The organism is Aquabacterium soli (assembly GCF_003933735.1).
Lineage (GTDB): Bacteria > Pseudomonadota > Gammaproteobacteria > Burkholderiales > Burkholderiaceae_C > Aquabacterium > Aquabacterium soli.
In genome coordinates, this window is sequence record NZ_RSED01000003.1 from 314,374 (window position 1) to 332,537 (window position 18,164).

An 18,164-nucleotide genomic window follows, 5' to 3' on the forward strand; every position below is an offset into this window, starting at 1 on the left:
GTCAAGGCTGGCGCGGCACGCAGGGCACAAAAGAAAGGGGCAGCCAGGCCGCCCCTTGCGATGCTCGCCCAGCACGGGGCGAGAAGATCAGAAGTTTAAGGTGCGCTTGTCGACCGCGAGCGCGGCTTCCTTGGTGGCCTCGCTCAGGCTGGGGTGGGCGTGGCAGATGCGGGCGATGTCTTCGGCGCTGGCCTTGAACTCCATGGCCACAACGGCCTCGGAGATCAGCTCGCTGGCCATCGGGCCGATGATGTGCACCCCCAGGATCTCGTCCGTCTTTTCGTCGGCGATGAACTTCACGAAGCCGGTGGTATCGCCCAGGGCACGTGCGCGCCCGTTGGCAATGAAGGGGAAGGAACCGGCCTTGTAGGGCCGGCCCTCCGCTTTCAACGCCTGCTCGGTTTTGCCGACCCAGGCGATCTCCGGGCTGGTGTAGATCACCCAGGGAATCGTGTTGAAGTTGACGTGGCCATGCTGGCCTGCGATGCGCTCGGCCACCGCCACACCCTCTTCTTCTGCCTTGTGTGCCAGCATGGGGCCGCGCACCACATCGCCAATCGCCCACACATTGGACAGGTTGGTCTTGCAGTCGTCGTCCACCACGATGGCGCCGCGTTCATCGAGCTTGAGGCCCACGGCCTCGGCGTTCAGGCCGTTGGTGTTGGCCGTCCGGCCGATCGAGATGATCAGCTTGTCGACCTCGAGCTTCTGCTCGGCGCCCGCCGCATCGGCGTAGCTCACGGTCACGCCCTTCTTGCCGGCCTTGACCTCGCTGATCTTCACGCCCAGCTGGAGCTTCAGGCCCTGCTTGGTCAGCACCTTCTGAGCTTCCTTGGCCACCTGCTCGTCCACCGCGGCCAGGAAGGTCGGCAGCGCTTCGAGGATGGTGACTTCGGCACCCAGGCGGCGCCACACAGAGCCCATCTCCAGGCCGATCACGCCCGAGCCGATCACGCCCAGCTTCTTGGGCACTTCGCCGATCGCCAGCGCGCCGTCGTTGGACAGGATCTGCTTTTCATCAAAGGGCGCACCGGGCAGCGCGCGGGCATTCGAGCCCGTGGCGATGATGATGTGCTTGCCGACCAGCGTGGCGGGCTTGTCGCCAGTCACGTCGATCTCGTAACCGCCATCGGCCGCCTTGGTGAACGCGCCACGGCCGTGGAAGAAGGTCACCTTGTTCTTCTTGAACAAAAACAGGATGCCGTCGTTGTTCTGTTTGACCACCGTGTCCTTGCGGCCGATCATCTTGGCGATGTCCAGGCTCAGACCCTGCACACCGATGCCGTGCTCGGCAAAGTGGTGGCTGGCGTGGTCGTAATGCTCCGACGATTGCAGCAGCGCCTTCGACGGGATGCAGCCGACGTTGGTGCAGGTGCCGCCGGGGGCCGGGCCGCCCTTGCTGTTCTTCCATTCGTCGATGCAGGCGACCTTGAAGCCCAGTTGCGCGGCGCGGATGGCGGCGATGTAGCCGCCGGGGCCCGCGCCAATGACGATGACGTCGAATTGTTGGTTGGACATGGTGTGTGCGTCAGTGTTGGTGGCGTGGCTTCAGCAGCGTGCTCATTGGCCGTCTTCAGGCACGAAGATCCACAGCAGAACGTAAATCAGGAGGCCCGCGCCCCAGAACAGGAACAGCAGCGTGAAGGCCAGGCGCCAGACCCAGGACTCGATGCCCGTGAGCCGCGCGATGCCGCCGCAGATGCCACCCAGCCAGCGGTCTTCCGTGGAGCGGCGCAGGCGCTGCACGGCAGCTCCCACGTGCTCCGGAACCGCGCCGGGCGCCGCACTGTGCGGCGCCTGGGCTGTGGCGATCAAGCGCGCCTTGGCCTGCTGGAACTCTTCAGCGCTCAGCACGCCGCGCTCTTGCAGCGCGGCCAGGCGTTCGAGTTCATCGGCAAGAGACATGGCGTACTCCTAGAAAAAGGCTTGCAGCCGCTTTGCAGGTCCGAGCAGGCCCTTGTGAGGCCCGCCCGGCCGCAAAACAGTGCAAACGGGGGTCAACAGGTACGGCGGTCCGATCAGATGTCGAACAGCAGGCGGGCCGGGTCTTCCAGCGCTTCCTTCATGGCGACCAAGCCCAGCACGGCTTCGCGGCCGTCGATGATGCGGTGGTCGTAGGACATGGCCAGGTAGTTGATCGGGCGGATCACGATCTGCCCGTTCTCGACCACGGCGCGGTCCTTGGTGGCGTGCACGCCCAGGATGGCCGATTGAGGCGGGTTGATGATCGGGGTGGACAGCATCGAGCCGAACACGCCGCCATTGGAGATGGAGAAGGTGCCGCCGGTCATCTCTTCGAGGCCCAGCTTGCCGTCACGGGCCTTCACGCCGAACTCGGCGATCTTCTTCTCGATCTCGGCGAAGGTCATCTGGTCCACGTTGCGCAGCACCGGCACCACCAGGCCACGGGGCGAGCCCACGGCCACGCCGATGTCGAAGTAGCCGTGGTAGACGATGTCGTTGCCATCGATCGAGGCATTGATCACCGGGAACTTCTTGAGCGCATGCACCGCCGCCTTCACGAAGAAGCTCATGAAGCCCAGCTTGACGCCGTGCTCCTTCTCGAACTTCTCCTGGAACTTCTTGCGCATCTCCATCACCGGGGCCATGTTCACTTCATTGAACGTGGTCAGGATGGCGTTGGTCGCTTGCGATTGCAGCAGGCGCTCGGCGATGCGGGCGCGCAGGCGGCTCATGGGCACGCGCTGCTCCGGGCGGTCGGCCAGGTTGGCCGCGCCCAGCGGGGCCTGCACGGAAGGCAGCGACGTGGTCGGCACGCCGGTGGGGATGGCGGCTGCGGCCGGTGCTGCAGCAGCGGCCGGCTTCGCAGCGCCACCAGACGACAGCGTGGCCAGCACGTCACCCTTGGTGATGCGGCCGTCCTTGCCGGTGCCGCTCACCTGGGCCGTGCCCAGGTTGTTGTCGGCCAGCAGCTTGGCGGCGGCCGGCATGGCGACGTCGCTCTTGCTGCCACCGGTGGCCGGTGCCGCTGCGGGTGCGGGTGCGGCGGCTGGCGCGGGCGTCGGGGCCTCGATGGCCTTGACCGGCAGCGGGCTGACAGCTTCCTGGCCTTCGGTGTCGATGCGGGCGATGACTTCGTCGCTGCCGACGGTGTCGCCGTCGTTCTTGATGAGCTGGGCCATCACGCCAGCGGCCGGTGCGGGCACCTCCAGCACGACCTTGTCGGTTTCGATCTCGATGATGATTTCATCGGCGGCCACGGCTTCGCCGGGACGCTTCTTCCACTGCAGCAAGGTGGCTTCCGCCACGGACTCGGACAGCTGGGGGACTTTGACTTCGATGATTGCCATGATGTGTTCTCCGGGGGAGACCTCCGCGTGCCTCGCCTCACCCGGTCTGGCGGCTCGTCATGGAGCCGGGCACAGACCGACAGGTGATGGCGTCACACGGTGATCGCCAAAACCTGTTATTTGGTGAGGACGAAGCCCTTGAGCTTGGCGAACGCCTGGTCCAGCAGGGCTTTCTGCTGCTCCTGGTGCAAGTGCGCGTAACCCACGGCCGGCGAGGCAGAGGCGGGACGCCCCGCGTAGCCCAGCTTCTGGCCATCGGCCATGTTCTCGTGGATGTAGTGCTGCACGAAGAACCAGGCGCCCTGGTTCTGGGGCTCGTCCTGGCACCACACCATCTCGCTCAGGTTCGGGTACTTCTTGATCTCGGCCGAGAACGCCTTGTGCGGGAACGGATAGAGCTGCTCCACACGGATGATGGCCGTGTCGAAGGCCTTCTTCTCGGCGCGCTTCTTGACCAGGTCGTAGTAGACCTTGCCCGAGCAGCACACCAGGCGCTTCACCTTGGAGGCGTCGATGGTCTCGTCGACCTCGGAGATCACGGTGCGGAACTCACCGCGCGTGAACTCGCTCAGTGGCGAGGTGGCGTCCTTGTTGCGCAGCAGCGACTTGGGGGTCATGATGACCAGCGGCTTGCGGAACATGCGCACCATCTGGCGACGCAGCACATGGAAGATCTGGCTGGCCGAGGTCGGCTGCACGATCTGCATGTTGTTGTCGGCGGCCAGCTGCATGAAGCGCTCCAGACGGGCCGAGCTGTGCTCGGGGCCCTGGCCTTCGTAGCCGTGCGGCAGCATCAGCGTCAGGCCGTTGGAGCGGCCCCACTTCACCTCGCCCGAAGCGATGAACTGGTCGATCACCACCTGGGCGCCGTTGACGAAGTCGCCGAACTGCGCTTCCCAGATCACCAGGGTGTTGGGGTCGGCGCTGGCATAGCCATATTCGAAGCCCAGCACCGCCTCTTCCGACAGGATGGAGTCGATGACGACGAACGGTGCCTGGTTGTCGGCCACGTGCTGCAGCGGGATGTAGGTACCGGTGTCCCACTTCTCGCGGTTCTGATCGTGCAGCACCGCATGGCGGTGGGTGAAGGTGCCGCGGCCGCAGTCTTCACCGGACAGACGCACCGGGTAGCCCGAGGCCACCAGCGAGGCGAACGCCATGTGCTCGCCCATGCCCCAGTCGACATTGACGTCGCCGCGGCCCATGGCGGCGCGGTCATCGACGACCTTCTGCACCAGCGGGTGAGGCTTGAAATCCTGCGGGATGGTCGTGATGCGCTCGGCCAGACGGCGGAACTCGGCCAGCGGCAGCGCGGTGTCGGCGCTGTCGGTCCACTTCTTGCCCAGGTAGGGCGTCCAGTCGACGGCGTACTTGCTCTTGTAGTTGGTCAGCACCGGATCGACCGTGTGCTTGCCGGCTTCCATCGCGGCGCGGTAGTCCTTGACCATCTGGTCAGGCACTTCCGCTGCCAGCGTGCCGCCCGCCACCAGGCGGTCGGCGTACACCTTGCGGGTGCCGGGGTGGGCCGCGATCTTCTTGTACATCAGCGGCTGGGTCATGGACGGCGTGTCCTGCTCGTTGTGGCCCAGCTTGCGGAAGCAGACGATGTCGACGACGACGTCCTTGTTGAACTCCTGGCGGTAGTCCAGCGCGAGTTGCGTGCACAGCACCACGGCTTCGGCGTCGTCGCCGTTGACGTGCAGCACCGGCGCTTCGATCATCTTGACCACGTCCGTGCAGTACAGCGTCGAGCGGCTGTCGCGCGGATCGGAGGTGGTGAAGCCGATCTGGTTGTTGATGACGATGTGGACCGTACCGCCCGTGTAGTAACCACGGGTCTGGGCCAGGGCCAGCGTCTCCATCACGACGCCCTGGCCGGCGAAGGCGGCATCGCCGTGCACCTGCACAGGCAGGACCTGGTCGCCTTCCTTGTCGCCACGGCGATCCAGGCGGGCCTTGACCGAGCCTTCGATCACCGGGTTGACGATCTCGAGGTGCGAGGGGTTGAACGACAGCGACAGGTGGACGGGGCCGCCGTCGGTGGTCACGTCGCTCGAGAAGCCCTGGTGGTACTTCACGTCGCCGGAGGGCAGGTTCTCGGGCGCGGTGTGCTCGAACTCCTGGAACAGGTCCTTCGGCTCCTTGCCCAGGGTGTTGACCAGCACGTTCAGGCGGCCACGGTGGGCCATGCCGATCACGATCTCCTGCACGCCCTTTTCGCCACCACGCTGGATGAGCTCATCCATCGAGGCGATGAAGCTTTCGCCGCCTTCGAGCGAGAAGCGCTTCTGGCCGACGTACTTGGTGTGCAGGAAGCGCTCGAGGCCTTCCGCGGCCGTGAGGCGCTCGAGGATGGCGGTCTTCTTCTCGACGCTGAACGTGGGCTTGGAGCGGATGCTCTCGAGCTTCTCCTGCCACCATTTCTTTTCGTCGGGGTCGGTGATGTGCATGTACTCGGCGCCGATGCTGCCGCAGTACGTTTCACGCAGGGCCTGCACGATCTCGCGCAGGGTCATCTGCTCGGCCTTCGTGAAGTACGTGTTCGTCGCACTGAACGTGATGTCCATGTCGGACTCGGTCAGGTCGTAGAACGTGGGCTCGAGCTGGGGAATCTTGGGGCGCTCCTGGCGCTTGAGCGGATCGAGATCCGCCCAGCGGGAGCCGAGGAAACGGTAAGCGGCGATGAGCGACTGAACGTGGACCTGCTTGCGCGCCACGGCCAGATCAGCGCTGCTGGTCTTGACCATGAAGGCGTTGGCCTTGGCACGCTGGGCGAACGATTCAACCACGGGCGCATGGGCCACATCGCGGTGATCGGTGCCATCGGCGGCGGGGACGTTCTGAAGGGCGTCGAAGTAGGCGCGCCAGTTGTCTGGCACCGAACCGGGGTTGTCGAGGTAGGCCTCATACAACTCTTCGACGTAGGGGGCGTTGCCCCCGAACAGGTACGAGTTCGACCTGAACTGCTGCATCATTTCGCTCACCTCACTCCCGGGTACCCCAGGGCATTGGCTGGTTGAGAAACCTTCCGCGACACGGCTTGACCGGTTGGCGGATTGCGACCCGCCTTGCTGACTTCTGAAGAATCTCCAGCAAGGGCGACGGGAAGGGTCGTGAAAACCGCAGCCACTGTATCACCGATCCGTACAGCCTGCCATGCGGCACGTGTTGAATTCATGAAAGACCAGCGACATTGAAAGGGACATGTTCACCCTGCGGTCATGAAAAAAGCCGGGCAGTGCCCGGCTTCCATCTGCAAAGCCCTGAGGCTTTCAGCGGGCCGGGCTCAGCCGAAGTTCTTCGCGGCGAAGTCCCAGTTGGCCAGGCTGTTCAGGAAGGTCTCCACGAACTTGGGGCGGGCGTTGCGGTAGTCGATGTAGTAAGCGTGTTCCCACACATCGATGGTCAGCAGCGCGGTGTCGGCGGTGGTCAGCGGGGTGCCGGCGGCGCCCGTGTTGACGATGTCGACCGAGCCATCGGGCTTCTTGACCAGCCAGGTCCAGCCCGAACCGAAGTTGCCCACGGCCGACTTGGTGAAGGCCTCCTTGAAGGCATCGAAGCTGCCCCACTTGGCGTTGATGGCATCAGCCAGCTTGCCGGTTGGCGCGCCGCCGCCATTGGGCGTCAGCGAGTTCCAGAAGAAGGTGTGGTTCCAGACCTGGGCGGCGTTGTTGTAGATGCCGCCGCTGGACTTCTTGATGATCTCTTCCAGGGGCAGGTTCTCGAACTCGGTGCCCGGGATCAGGTTGTTGAGGTTCGTGACGTAGGCTTGGTGGTGCTTGCCGTAGTGGTACTCGAAGGTCTCCTTCGAGATGTGGGGGGCCAGCGCATCCTGCGCGAACGGCAGGGGGGGAAGCGTGTGTTGTGCCATGGTGCTTGTTCCGATGGTTGGGGAAGAAAACGGATCGGCCCGATTGTAGGCACGAGCCCTTCGAACATGAGCGCATGAGCTAATTCCTCACACGCGGGTCCGGGCTTAGGCGGCGCCTTCATCCGAGCGATTCACCGCCTCGCGCGCCACCTCGCGCACCTCCACCGCCAGACGCCCATCGGCCATCTGCACGCTCAGCGATTGGCCCGCAGCCACCTGCATCGTGCTGGTCACGGGCTCGCCATCAGCGGTGCCGAGCCAGGCATAACCGCGCTCGAGCACGCGCTGCGGATCGAGGGCCGCCAGGCGCATGCCGAGGTGCTCCTGGTGCTGACGCATCCACGCCACACGTTGCACCATGGCCCGGTCGAGCCGCGCGGGCCACGGCGCCACCTGGTGTCGCGCCGATGCGACGCGCTCGCGCAGGCTGCCATCCAGGCGGGCCTGCAGCGATGCCAGGCGCTGCTGGTAGCGCCCTACCAGTTGCGCAGGCCGCGCGAGGCGCAAGGCCAGATGGTCGATCCCCTGGGCCTGTTGCTCGAGCCGCTGTCGAACGCGCCAGCGCATGCGGCCGGCCAGCGCCCCCAGCTCGTAGAGCGACTGGGCCTGTGGACACGAGACCAGTTCGGCCGCGGCGGTGGGCGTGGGCGCCCGCAGGTCGGCGGCCAGATCGGCCAGGGTGATGTCGGTCTCATGGCCGACGCCGCAGATCACGGGCACCGGGCTCGCGGCCACCGCGCGCACCACGCGCTCGTCATTGAAGGACCACAGGTCTTCGAGCGAGCCGCCGCCGCGGCACAGCACGATCGTGTCGATGCCCTGCCCCTGCGGGCCGCGGGCACGGCCCTCGCGGTCGAGCCAGGCCACGCGGGCCAGTGCATCGACGATCTGCGCGGGCGCCTCGGCACCCTGCACGGCACAAGGCACGACGATGGCCTCGATGTGCGGCACACGACGGCGCAACGCCGTGACCACATCCCGCAAGGCAGCAGCAGCCAATGAAGTCACCACCGCGATGCGGCGCGGGCACGCCGGGATGGGCCGCTTGCGGCTGTCGTCGAACAGGCCTTCGGCCTCGAGCCGGGCCTTGAGCCGCAGGAACTGTTCGTACAGGGCGCCGGCGCCCGCACGCTGCAGCCCTTCGACCACCATCTGCAGCTCGCCCCGCGCCTCGTACACCGACAGGCGCCCGCGGGCTTCGACCAGTTGCCCTTCGGACGGCGAGAAATCGACCTGCGACAAGGCCCTTCGGAACATGGCGCAACGCAAGCCAGCCTGCCCCCACTCGTCCTTCAGCGTGAAGTAGCCATGGCCGCTGGCGGCACGCGTGAACCCGCTGATCTCGCCCTTGACGACCACCGTGCCGTAGCGTGCGGCCAGCGTGTCGCTGACCGCCTGCACCAGCGCGGCCACACCCCAGACACGGGCGGCAGGGGCGGGCTTCAGCAGGCCCCAGTCATCGGCCTCGCCACTCATGGCCGCCCCCGCAAAGAGCCCGCATTCCGGGCCAACCGGGCTGCAGGCCGCGCCAATGCTGGGCTGTGGTGTCCACAGCAGCCTGGAATGCAGGCTGGCGGGCACTCCGCCCTGTCACAGAGCCTTAACAATGTCATAAGTGATTGATTTTGTTGAGAAAATCGCCGCCTATTTTTTAAGCAATTTAAAGAAAGGCTTGATTTTCCCAGGGCGCCAGCGCACTCGCCCCCGGTTTCCCACAAAGTTATCCACAGGAACGGTGGATGACTTGTGCAGTGCACACAGCGCCTACCACGGGAAAGCTCGGGGGCCGCAACCTGCACACCGTGGCGGGAAAGCCTCGTGGTTTCGACGCGATAATGCGCCTTTTCACGCCATGGCGGACCGGCTTGCCGGCCCGCCTCGACCCCGGGAGAGCGCGTTTGCTGTCGATCTTACAGGCCGCTGGCTGGCCGATCATTCCTCTGCTGTTGTGCTCCGTCGTGGCCCTGGCCCTGATCATCGAGCGCTTCCTGAGCCTGCGCACGGCCCGCGTCGCGCCGCCCCGCCTGGTCGATGAAGTCATCTCGGTGACCCGCGCCGCCCTGCCCTCGCAGGACACCATCACCAAGCTGTCCGACAACTCCGCGCTGGGCATGGTGCTGGCGCACGGCCTGCAGGCCGCCACCGATCCACGGCCCAGCGAAGAGCATGTGCGCGGCGCCCTGGAGGCTGCCGGTCGCCAGGCCATGTACCAGCTCGAGCGCAACCTCAACGCGCTGGGCACCATCGCCGCGGCCGCGCCGCTGCTGGGCCTGCTGGGCACCGTCATCGGCATGATCGAGATCTTCGGCGCCAGCGGTGCAGGCCCCTCCGGCAGTGGCGGCAACCCGCAAGAGCTCGCGCATGGCATTTCGATCGCCCTGTACAACACCGCCTTCGGCCTGATCGTGGCCATCCCGTCGCTGATCGCCTACCGGCACTTCCGCGGCCGCGTCGATGGCTTCGCCCTGCAGATGGAACTGGCCGCCGAACGGCTGGTGCCCCACTTGCTGCGCGTGTCCGGCCCGCGCCGTTGAGCCTCGCCCGCACCCCACGCCACGTCGACTGACGCCAAGGACGCCGCGATGCCGATGAACTTCCGCCACCGCCGCAGCGAAGAGCCGGAGATCAACCTGATCCCCTTCATCGACGTGCTGCTGGTCGTGCTGATCTTCCTGATGCTCACCACCACGTACTCGCGGCTGACCGAGCTGAAGATCAACCTGCCCACGGCCAATGCCCAGGCCGCCAAGAACCGCCCCAAGGAGCTCAACATCATCGTCAGCGCCGACGGGCGCTACCTGGTGAACGCGCAGCAGGTGGAGGGCCGCAGCGTCGAATTGCTGGCCGCGGCCCTGTCGCGCCAGGCTGGCACCGCCAAGGACACCATCGTCATCATCAATGCCGACGCCGCCGCCACCCACCAGAGCGTGATCAACGTGATGGACGCGGCCCGCCGCGTGGGCCTGCACCAGCTCACCTTCGCCACGCAGGGGCAGCACACCGGCGACACCGCCGCCGCTGCCAGCGAGCCTTGAGGCCACGCGCCTTCAAGGCCTGAGCCACGACATGTCCGCTTCTGCCTGGCTCACCCGCCAATGGCTGCGCCGGGGGCCAGTGGCCCGCCTGCTGTGGCCCTTGCATGCCCTGACGAAAGGGCTGCTGACCCTGCGCCGCATCGCCTACCAGCGGGGCTGGAAGGTCACCCGCACGCTGCCCGTGCCCGTGATCGTCGTCGGCAACCGAGTGGTGGGCGGCGCTGGCAAGACCCCCACCGTGCTGGCGCTGGTGCGCCACCTGCGGGCGCAAGGCTGGCAACCCGGCGTGCTGTCGCGGGGTTATGGCCGGCACGGCGGCAGCCCGCAACCCATCGTGCTCGACGCCAACACCGAAGAGGGGCTCGATGCCCGCCAGGTGGGCGACGAATGCTGGCTGATCTGGCGCCACACGGCCGCACCCATGGGCATCGCCTCACGCCGCTACGACGCCGGCCAGGTCCTCCTCAAGGCCCACCCGGAGATCGACATCCTGGTGTGCGATGACGGCCTGCAGCACTGGGCATTGGGGCGGCAGGTGGAAATCGTGGTCTTCGACGAGCGTGGCCAGGGCAACGGCTGGCTGCTGCCGGCCGGCCTGCTGCGCGAGCCGATCGATTCGGCGCCCGGCCCGGGTTGCGAGCAGCCCCCCCTGGTGCTGTACAACGCCGCCAAACCGAGCACCCGCCAGAGCGGCCACATGGCGCTCAGGGCCCTCGCCCCGCTCCAGACCTGGGAAGACTGGTGGAGCGGCAGCCCGCCGCCATCGCAGGGCCCCCGCGTGCCCGAGGTGCTGCGCCAGACAACGCCGGCGCAGTTGTGGGCCGTGGCCGGCATCGCGCAGCCTCAGCGCTTCTTCAAGCCCCTCAAGCACCTGGGCCTGCATTTCACGCCCTGTCCACAGCCCGACCATGACCGGCTGGACCCGCTGCCCTGGCCCGACACCGTGCGGCATGTGGTGCTGACGGAGAAGGATGCGGTCAAGCTCAGCCCTGAACGGCTCAAACAGCAACGGCCCCAGACCCAGGTGTGGGTGGCCGCCCTGGACTTCCAGCCTGACAAGGCCTTCTGGCAGGCACTTGACCAGCGCCTGGATCACCTGCACGCCCAGGCCGGCGGGGCCAGCGTCCTGCAGGGTGCCGCCCCCATGTGAAACCCGCTGGCGCACGCTGAGAAATGCGTGCCGCCGCGTCCTTCCCCCCTTCCTCCCTGTTACGCTCACGCCATGGACACCCGACTCATCGAACTGCTGGTCTGCCCCGTGTGCAAAGGCCCCCTGCAACGTGGCGATCAAGGCCAATCGCTGGTCTGCCCCGCTGATCGCCTGGCCTTCCCCATCCGCGACGGCATCCCCGTGATGCTGGAAAACGAGGCGCTCTCGCTGGACACGGCAGACAACACCCCCGCTGTTGCCCTGCCGCCCGCGCCATCCGGCCAGACCGACTGATCCCACGCCTCTCACGCGCTGCCCGCCGCCATGTCCTTCACCGTGCTGATCCCCGCGCGGCTGGCCTCCAGCCGCCTGCCCAACAAGCCCCTGGCCGACATCGCCGGCCAACCCATGGTCGTGCGCGTGGCGCGCCGCGCCGCGCAGAGCCAGGCCACCCAGGTGGTGGTCGCGGCCGATGACCCGTCAATCGTCCATGCCTGCGAACAGCACGGCGTGCGCGCCGTGCTGACCCGCCAGGACCACGCCACGGGCTCAGACCGGCTGGCCGAAGCCTGCGCCCTGCTGCAGTTGCACGACGACGACATCGTGGTCAACGTGCAGGGTGACGAGCCCCTCATCGACCCGACCCTGGTGGACGCCTGCGCCGCGCTGCTGGCCTCGCAGACCGACTGCGTGATGAGCACGGCCGCGCACCCCATCGACCAGGCTGGCGACTTCGCCAGCCCCAACGTGGTCAAGGTCGTGCTCGACGCACAGCAACGGGCGCTGTATTTCTCGCGCGCGCCCATCCCGTGGTGGCGCGACGCCCCCGTGCCGGCCATGCCCGCCACGGGCGCCGGACAGCCTTTGCGCCACATCGGCCTGTATGGCTACAGGGCGGGCTTCCTGCGCCAGTTCCCGCAACTGAGCGCCAGCCCGCTCGAGGCCGTCGAATCCCTGGAACAACTGCGCGTGCTGTGGCATGGCCACCGCATCGCGGTGCACGTCACGCCCCACGCGCCCGGCACCGGCGTGGACACGCCCGAAGACCTGGCCCGCGTCCGCCAACTGTTCACCTGACACCCGTCGAATAAGATGCGCCTTGGCCCAGGCCACTGGCGCGGTTCGTGCAACCGCCCTGCCCGCGCCGCCAGGGGCTGTCCGTGTGCACCAACCGGGGGCAACCCTGGCTGATCATGGGGGTGCGCGTGCTATCCTCACGCGCTTGTCATGGTTCAGATCATGGTCAAAAGCCAGACCAGAACCATAGGTTACCGAGGAGCTACATGAAACTGATCCTGTTGGGCGCACCTGGCGCCGGCAAAGGCACGCAAGCGGCGTTTCTCTGCCAGAAGTACGGCATTCCCCAGATCTCCACGGGTGACATGCTGCGTGCCGCTGTCAAGGCGGGCACCGAAATGGGCCTGGCGGCCAAGAAGGTGATGGACGCTGGCGGACTGGTCAGCGATGACATCATCATCGGCCTGGTCAAGGAGCGCATCGCCCAGCCCGATTGCGCCAACGGTTTCCTGTTCGACGGCTTCCCCCGCACCATCCCTCAGGCCGACGCCATGAAGGCGGCCGGCGTGAAGCTCGACCTGGTGCTCGAGATCGATGTGCCCGACGAGGCCATCATCGAGCGCATGAGCGGCCGCCGCGTGCACGTGGCCTCGGGCCGCACGTACCACGTCAAGTACAATCCACCCAAGGTGGAAGGCCAGGACGACGCCACCGGTGAAGAGCTGATCCAGCGCGAAGACGACAAGGAAGAGACCGTGCGCAAGCGCCTGGAGATCTACCACCAGCAGACGCGCCCGCTCGTCAAGTACTACAGCGACTGGTCCGCCTCGGGCGATGCCGCCGCGCCGCGCTGCCGCAAGATCAGCGGCATCGGTTCTGTCGACGAGATCACCACCCGCGCGCTGGAAGCCCTTTCCAAGTAAACCGCGCCACCCCAGCGGCCACCCACACGGGTCGCCGCGCCAGCAGCCCCGGCCTGCCCCCCGGGGCTGTTTTGTTTGTATGCTGCACCCGTGATCCCCTCGTCGTTCATCCAGGACCTGCTGGCCCGCACTGACATCGTCGACCTCGTCGGCCGCCATGTCACGCTCAAAAAGGCCGGGATCAACTACAAGGGCCTGTGCCCCTTCCACGGCGAGAAATCCCCCAGCTTCATCGTCAGCCCCAGCCGGCAGACCTACCACTGCTTCGGCTGCGGCGTGCACGGCAATGCCGTCGGCTTCCTGATGGAGCACGCCGGCCTGGGCTTCGTCGAGGCGGTGAAGGACCTGGCCCAGATGCAGGGCATGCCCGTGCCGGAGGACGACGCCCGCCCGGAAGACCGCGAAAAGGCCAAGCAGCAGAAGGAGAAGCAGCAGTCGCTGACCGACGTGATGGGCAAGGCCACGCAGCACTGGCGCCAACAGCTCAAGGCCAGCCCCCGTGCCGTGAGCTACCTCAAGGGCCGCGGCCTGACCGGCGAGATCGCCGCACGCTTCGCCCTGGGGTACGCGCCCGATGGCTGGCGCGGCTTGGCCAGCGTCTTCCCACGCTATGACGACCCGTTGCTGGTGGAAAGCGGCCTGGTGATCGTGCCGGAGGACCAGAACGTGGCCGACGCGGCCGAGGCGCGCCGCTACGACCGCTTCCGCGACCGAATCATGTTCCCGATCCGCTCCGTCCAGGGCGAGGTGATCGGCTTCGGCGGGCGCGTGCTGGACAAGGGTGAGCCCAAGTACCTGAACTCGCCCGAAACGCCTGTCTTCATCAAGGGGCGCGAGCTTTACGGCCTGTACGAGGCGCGCACCGCCCTGCGCAACAAGGGCTACGTGCTGGTGACCGAGGGCTACATGGACGTGGTGGCCCTGGCGCAATGGGGCTTTGCCAATGCCGTGGCCACGCTGGGCACGGCCTGCACGGCCGATCACGTGCACAAGATGTTCCGCTTCACCGAGCAGGTGGTGTTCAGCTTCGACGGCGATGCTGCCGGGCGCCGCGCCGCGGGCCGTGCGCTGGAGGCCTCGCTGCCCCACGCCACGGACACGCGCCGCATCAGCTTCCTGTTCCTGCCCGCCGAGCACGACCCGGACAGCTACATCCGCGAGCACGGGCCCGAAGCGTTCGAGGCCTGCGTGAAGCAGGCGGTGCCCCTATCTCGCCAGCTGATCCTGCACGCCGCACAGGATTGCGACCTGGAAAGCGCCGAGGGCCGCGTGCGCCTGCTGGCCCAGGCGATCCCGCTGCTGGCGCAGTTGCCCGAAGGCGGGCTGCGCGACCAGATCGTTGACGAACTGGCCACCCATGCCCGCGCCAGCGCGGACGACCTGCGCCGCCGGCTGGCGCAGCACGGCCAGGACGACGGCCCGCGAGGCGCCAGGCGCCCTGCCGGCACCGCCTCCCATGCAGCCCAGGGCCAGGGCGATGCCCCTCCTGGTCCCGACGAATCAGACTACGCATCGTACGCAGGCGGGGGCTCGTCCTACGACGACTACCAGCCGCCGTACGACAGCCGCCCGCGCGGCCAACGCAGCGGCGGTGGTGACTGGCGAAGCGGTGGCCAGGGCGGTAAAGGCGGCAAGGGCCGTTGGCGCCGAGACGGCAACGGCTGGGAACGCCAGGGCCGCCCGGCCATGCGCCCGCCCCCTCAAGCCGCCCGCCCGCTGGAGCGTGCCGCCTGGCTGCTCTCCCACCGCAGCGACCTGTGGGAGCAACTGCCAGCCGAAATGCACGACCTGCTGTGCGACCAGCCCGTGCCCCTGGGCCCCTTCTTCAGCTGGCTGGACCGCCTGGTGGCCGACCAGGGCCCCGTGAACGCCACGGAACTTCTTGCCCAGCTGCGGATCCAAGCACACGGTTCTGGCGACACACCCTCTGCGCCAGATGCCCCATGGAGCCCTCCAGCGGCCGACGACGCCCTGGCGGCGCTGGCCCAACGGCTGGAGAATTTCCATGATGTGGGAGAAGGACAGGAAACCGCGGAGGAGCTGATCGCCTTGATCAGGCCCCTTCAACTGCAGGCGCTCAACGACGAGCTCGACCTGCTGCTGCAATCCGGCGAGCTGTCGGAAGCGGCCGAGACCCGCAAGGTGGACCTGGTTCGCCGAGCCAATGCACTGAAGCTTGAGATCAGCCGTTTGCGCCCCATTTCGGGGTAGTTCCCGACTGTCCCCAAGCCTTTTTTTGACGCCCTTCGCCGCTTGACGGATAATGGAGGGTTCCCATAGAGACTGCCACCCCTTTCGAAGGATCTGCATGACCGCGAAGAAGACCGCGAAGACTGCCTTGGACGATGCTGACGTGAGCGCCGAGAACAACAAGAAGGTTGCCGTCAAGGCCGCCAGCAAGGCCGCCGCGTCCAGCACCAAAGCCGCCGACACCGCGGCCGAACCCAAGAAGCGCGGCCGCAAGCCCAAGGAAGCCGCCGTGGCCGCGCCTGCCAAGGACGCCAAGAAGGCCAAGTTCGAGGAAGACCTCGAAGTCGAGGCGGATCTCGAGGGCGACGTGGAAGCCATCGAGGTCGAGGCCGACGACAGCGGCAGCAGCACCGAAGACAAGCCCAAGGCCAAGCCCTTGCGCATGAAGGTGTCGCGCGCCAAGGAGCGCGCGCTGATGCGCGAGTTCGGCATCGACGACACCGCCCTGTCCGAAGAGGAAGTCAACAAGCGCCGCCAGGAGCTCAAGACCCTCATCAAGATGGGCAAGACCCGTGGTTTCCTGACCCACCAGGAGATCAACGACCACTTGCCTGAAAAGCTCGTCGAGGCCGAAATCCTCGAGGCCATCATCTCCATGTTGAACGACATGGGCGTGGCCGTGTACGAGCAGGCCCCCGATGCCGCCACGCTGCTGCTGACCAACCAGGCCACCAGCACCGCGACGGAAGAAGAGGCGGAAGAAGAAGCCGAAGCGGCCCTGTCCACGGTGGATTCCGAATTCGGCCGCACCACCGACCCCGTGCGCATGTACATGCGCGAAATGGGCTCGGTCGAGCTGCTGACCCGCGAAGGCGAAATCGAGATCGCCAAGCGCATCGAAGGTGGCCTGCAGGCCATGATGCTGGCCATCTCGGCCTCGCCCACCACCATCGCCGAGATCCTGTCGCTGGCCGACAAGATCCGCGCCGGTGAGATGACCATCTCCGAGGTGGTCGATGGTTTCGTGTCCGAAAGCGAAGCCGACGACTATGTGGCCGAAGAAGACTTCGACGAGTTCGACGAAGAAGACGACGACGATGGCCAGGGCGGCTCCAAGGCCCTGACCAAGAAGCTCGAAGAGCTCAAGAACGTGGCGCTCGACAAGTTCGACTCGCTGCGCGGGCATTTCGAGAAGATGGCCAAGTCCTTCGAGAAGGACGGCTACAAGTCGGCCTCTTACAACAAGGCCCAGCAAGGCATCAGCGACGACCTGATGACCATCCGCTTCACGGTCAAGACCATCGAGCGCCTGTGCGACGTGCTGCGCTCGCAGGTCGATGACGTGCGCCGTTACGAGCGCGAGCTGCGCAAGATCGTGGTGGACAAGTGCGGCATGCCGCAGGACCAGTTCATCAAGACCTTCCCGCCCAACGTGTTGAACCTGAAGTGGTCGGAGAAGGAAGCCGCTGCCGGCAAGCCTTACAGCGCCGTGATGACCCGCAGCCTGCCCGCCATCCAGGAACTGCAGCAGAAGCTGATCGACCTGCAGGCCAAGGCCGTGGTGCCCATCGATGATCTGAAGGGCATCAACAAGCGCATGAACGAGGGTGAAAAGGCCTCGCGCGATGCCAAGAAGGAAATGATCGAGGCCAACCTGCGTCTGGTGATCTCGATCGCGAAGAAGTACACCAACCGCGGCCTGCAGTTCCTGGACCTGATCCAGGAAGGCAACATCGGCCTGATGAAGGCGGTGGACAAGTTCGAATACCGTCGCGGCTACAAGTTCTCGACCTACGCTACTTGGTGGATCCGCCAGGCCATCACGCGCTCGATCGCCGACCAGGCCCGCACCATCCGCATCCCGGTTCACATGATCGAGACGATCAACAAGATGAACCGCATCTCGCGCCAGCACTTGCAGGAGTTCGGCTTCGAGCCGGACGCTCCCACGCTGGCCGCCAAGATGGAGATGCCGGAGGACAAGATCCGCAAGATCATGAAGATCGCCAAGGAGCCGATCTCGATGGAAACACCCATCGGCGACGACGACGATTCGCACCTGGGCGACTTCATCGAAGACACGAACAACACGGCGCCCATCGAAGCGGCCATGCAGGCTGGCCTGCGTGACGTGGTCAAGGACATCCTGGATTCGCTGACACCGCGCGAGGCCAAGGTGCTGCGCATGCGTTTCGGCATCGAGATGTCCACCGACCACACGCTGGAAGAAGTGGGCAAGCAGTTCGACGTGACGCGTGAGCGGATCCGTCAGATCGAAGCCAAGGCGATCCGCAAGCTGAAGCATCCTTCGCGTTCGGACAAATTGCGCACGTATCTGGACAACCTGTGATCGGGTTCTGACCCCTCTTGAAAACGCCTGGCGCTTGCCGGGCGTTTTTGTTTTGGGTGGTCTTTATTTGCGAAGGTGGGCGCAAGCAAAGCCACAGAGGGCAGGCCCCGAGGGCTTCAATTGTGGCGGCCATCGCCTTTGGCGATGGCTCCCCTGCGGTGCTCACGCCAGCCTTCGGGTTCGCAAACTCGCCCTTCGGGCTCAAACAAGCGAGCCCGGCCCGCCGAAGGCGGGCACCAGGCCGGCGCTCCGCTCCTCGGCGCCACAGAGGCGCCCTCAGGGCCTGCCCTCTGTGGCTTCGCACCACCATTGGCTGC

14 protein-coding genes are annotated in these 18,164 nt (G+C 66.3%); 8 read left to right on the forward strand and 6 right to left on the reverse strand.

The features are described 5' to 3' along the window. Window positions 1-87 precede the first annotated feature (87 nt). The 6 genes from lpdA to xseA form a co-directional block, all read right to left on the reverse strand. Window positions 88-1,518 (reverse strand): dihydrolipoyl dehydrogenase, encoded by a 1,431-nt coding sequence (gene lpdA, locus EIP75_RS05285; RefSeq protein ID WP_125242177.1) that lies wholly within the window; start codon window positions 1,516-1,518, stop codon window positions 88-90. Between the two features lie 42 nt (window positions 1,519-1,560). Continuing rightward, window positions 1,561-1,905 (reverse strand): PspC domain-containing protein, encoded by a 345-nt coding sequence (locus EIP75_RS05290; protein WP_125242178.1) that lies wholly within the window; start codon window positions 1,903-1,905, stop codon window positions 1,561-1,563. A 113-nt stretch (window positions 1,906-2,018) separates the two neighbouring features. After that, complete coding sequence (gene odhB, locus EIP75_RS05295; protein WP_125242179.1) at window positions 2,019-3,311, reverse strand: 2-oxoglutarate dehydrogenase complex dihydrolipoyllysine-residue succinyltransferase; 1,293 nt, start codon at window positions 3,309-3,311, stop codon at window positions 2,019-2,021. Window positions 3,312-3,427: 116 nt separating this feature from the next. Beyond that, window positions 3,428-6,286 (reverse strand): 2-oxoglutarate dehydrogenase E1 component, encoded by a 2,859-nt coding sequence (locus tag EIP75_RS05300; RefSeq protein ID WP_125242180.1) that lies wholly within the window; start codon window positions 6,284-6,286, stop codon window positions 3,428-3,430. Between the two features lie 311 nt (window positions 6,287-6,597). After that, complete coding sequence (gene sodB, locus EIP75_RS24415) at window positions 6,598-7,182, reverse strand: superoxide dismutase (protein ID WP_233584690.1); 585 nt, start codon at window positions 7,180-7,182, stop codon at window positions 6,598-6,600. A 105-nt stretch (window positions 7,183-7,287) separates the two neighbouring features. Then, a complete protein-coding gene (gene xseA, locus EIP75_RS05305; protein ID WP_233584691.1) occupies window positions 7,288-8,658 on the reverse strand; it encodes an exodeoxyribonuclease VII large subunit in 1,371 nt (456 codons plus the stop codon). A 422-nt stretch (window positions 8,659-9,080) separates the two neighbouring features. Here xseA and EIP75_RS05310 point away from each other — a divergent pair, with 422 nt between their 5' ends. The 8 genes from EIP75_RS05310 (at window position 9,081) to rpoD (ending at window position 17,847) form a co-directional block, all read left to right on the forward strand. Continuing rightward, a complete protein-coding gene (locus EIP75_RS05310; RefSeq protein WP_125242181.1) occupies window positions 9,081-9,716 on the forward strand; it encodes a MotA/TolQ/ExbB proton channel family protein in 636 nt (211 codons plus the stop codon). 54 nt (window positions 9,717-9,770) lie between these two features. Continuing rightward, the gene (locus EIP75_RS05315; RefSeq protein WP_125242258.1) at window positions 9,771-10,217 is read left to right on the forward strand and encodes an ExbD/TolR family protein; all 447 of its coding nucleotides are present in this window, start codon (window positions 9,771-9,773) and stop codon (window positions 10,215-10,217) included. 31 nt (window positions 10,218-10,248) lie between these two features. After that, window positions 10,249-11,367: a tetraacyldisaccharide 4'-kinase gene (gene lpxK, locus EIP75_RS05320; protein ID WP_125242182.1), complete on the forward strand. Its 1,119-nt coding sequence runs from the start codon at window positions 10,249-10,251 to the stop codon at window positions 11,365-11,367. 72 nt (window positions 11,368-11,439) lie between these two features. Next, the gene (locus tag EIP75_RS05325) at window positions 11,440-11,661 is read left to right on the forward strand and encodes a Trm112 family protein (RefSeq protein ID WP_125242183.1); all 222 of its coding nucleotides are present in this window, start codon (window positions 11,440-11,442) and stop codon (window positions 11,659-11,661) included. Window positions 11,662-11,691: 30 nt separating this feature from the next. After that, complete coding sequence (kdsB, locus tag EIP75_RS05330) at window positions 11,692-12,444, forward strand: 3-deoxy-manno-octulosonate cytidylyltransferase (protein WP_125242184.1); 753 nt, start codon at window positions 11,692-11,694, stop codon at window positions 12,442-12,444. 206 nt (window positions 12,445-12,650) lie between these two features. Next, window positions 12,651-13,307 (forward strand): adenylate kinase, encoded by a 657-nt coding sequence (adk, locus tag EIP75_RS05335; RefSeq protein ID WP_125242185.1) that lies wholly within the window; start codon window positions 12,651-12,653, stop codon window positions 13,305-13,307. Between the two features lie 90 nt (window positions 13,308-13,397). After that, window positions 13,398-15,518, forward strand: a complete 2,121-nt coding sequence (dnaG, locus tag EIP75_RS05340; RefSeq protein ID WP_125242186.1) for a DNA primase — start codon at window positions 13,398-13,400, stop codon at window positions 15,516-15,518. 97 nt (window positions 15,519-15,615) lie between these two features. Continuing rightward, window positions 15,616-17,847, forward strand: a complete 2,232-nt coding sequence (gene rpoD / locus EIP75_RS05345; protein WP_199758497.1) for an RNA polymerase sigma factor RpoD — start codon at window positions 15,616-15,618, stop codon at window positions 17,845-17,847. Window positions 17,848-18,164: the final 317 nt, after the last annotated feature.

Bases quoted from the DNA above. Each gene is read 5' to 3' on its own strand.
- kdsB (WP_125242184.1), top strand. From the start codon at position 11,692: ATGTCCTTCACCGTGCTGATCCCCGCGCGGCTGGCCTCCAGCCGCCTG.
- rpoD (WP_199758497.1), top strand. From the start codon at position 15,616: ATGACCGCGAAGAAGACCGCGAAGACTGCCTTGGACGATGCTGACGTG.
- xseA (WP_233584691.1), bottom strand. From the start codon at position 8,658: ATGAGTGGCGAGGCCGATGACTGGGGCCTGCTGAAGCCCGCCCCTGCC.
- lpdA (WP_125242177.1), bottom strand. From the start codon at position 1,518: ATGTCCAACCAACAATTCGACGTCATCGTCATTGGCGCGGGCCCCGGC.
- EIP75_RS05300 (WP_125242180.1), bottom strand. From the start codon at position 6,286: ATGATGCAGCAGTTCAGGTCGAACTCGTACCTGTTCGGGGGCAACGCC.
- lpxK (WP_125242182.1), top strand. From the start codon at position 10,249: ATGTCCGCTTCTGCCTGGCTCACCCGCCAATGGCTGCGCCGGGGGCCA.
- odhB (WP_125242179.1), bottom strand. From the start codon at position 3,311: ATGGCAATCATCGAAGTCAAAGTCCCCCAGCTGTCCGAGTCCGTGGCG.
- EIP75_RS05315 (WP_125242258.1), top strand. From the start codon at position 9,771: ATGAACTTCCGCCACCGCCGCAGCGAAGAGCCGGAGATCAACCTGATC.
- EIP75_RS05290 (WP_125242178.1), bottom strand. From the start codon at position 1,905: ATGTCTCTTGCCGATGAACTCGAACGCCTGGCCGCGCTGCAAGAGCGC.
- EIP75_RS05325 (WP_125242183.1), top strand. From the start codon at position 11,440: ATGGACACCCGACTCATCGAACTGCTGGTCTGCCCCGTGTGCAAAGGC.
- sodB (WP_233584690.1), bottom strand. From the start codon at position 7,182: ATGGCACAACACACGCTTCCCCCCCTGCCGTTCGCGCAGGATGCGCTG.
- adk (WP_125242185.1), top strand. From the start codon at position 12,651: ATGAAACTGATCCTGTTGGGCGCACCTGGCGCCGGCAAAGGCACGCAA.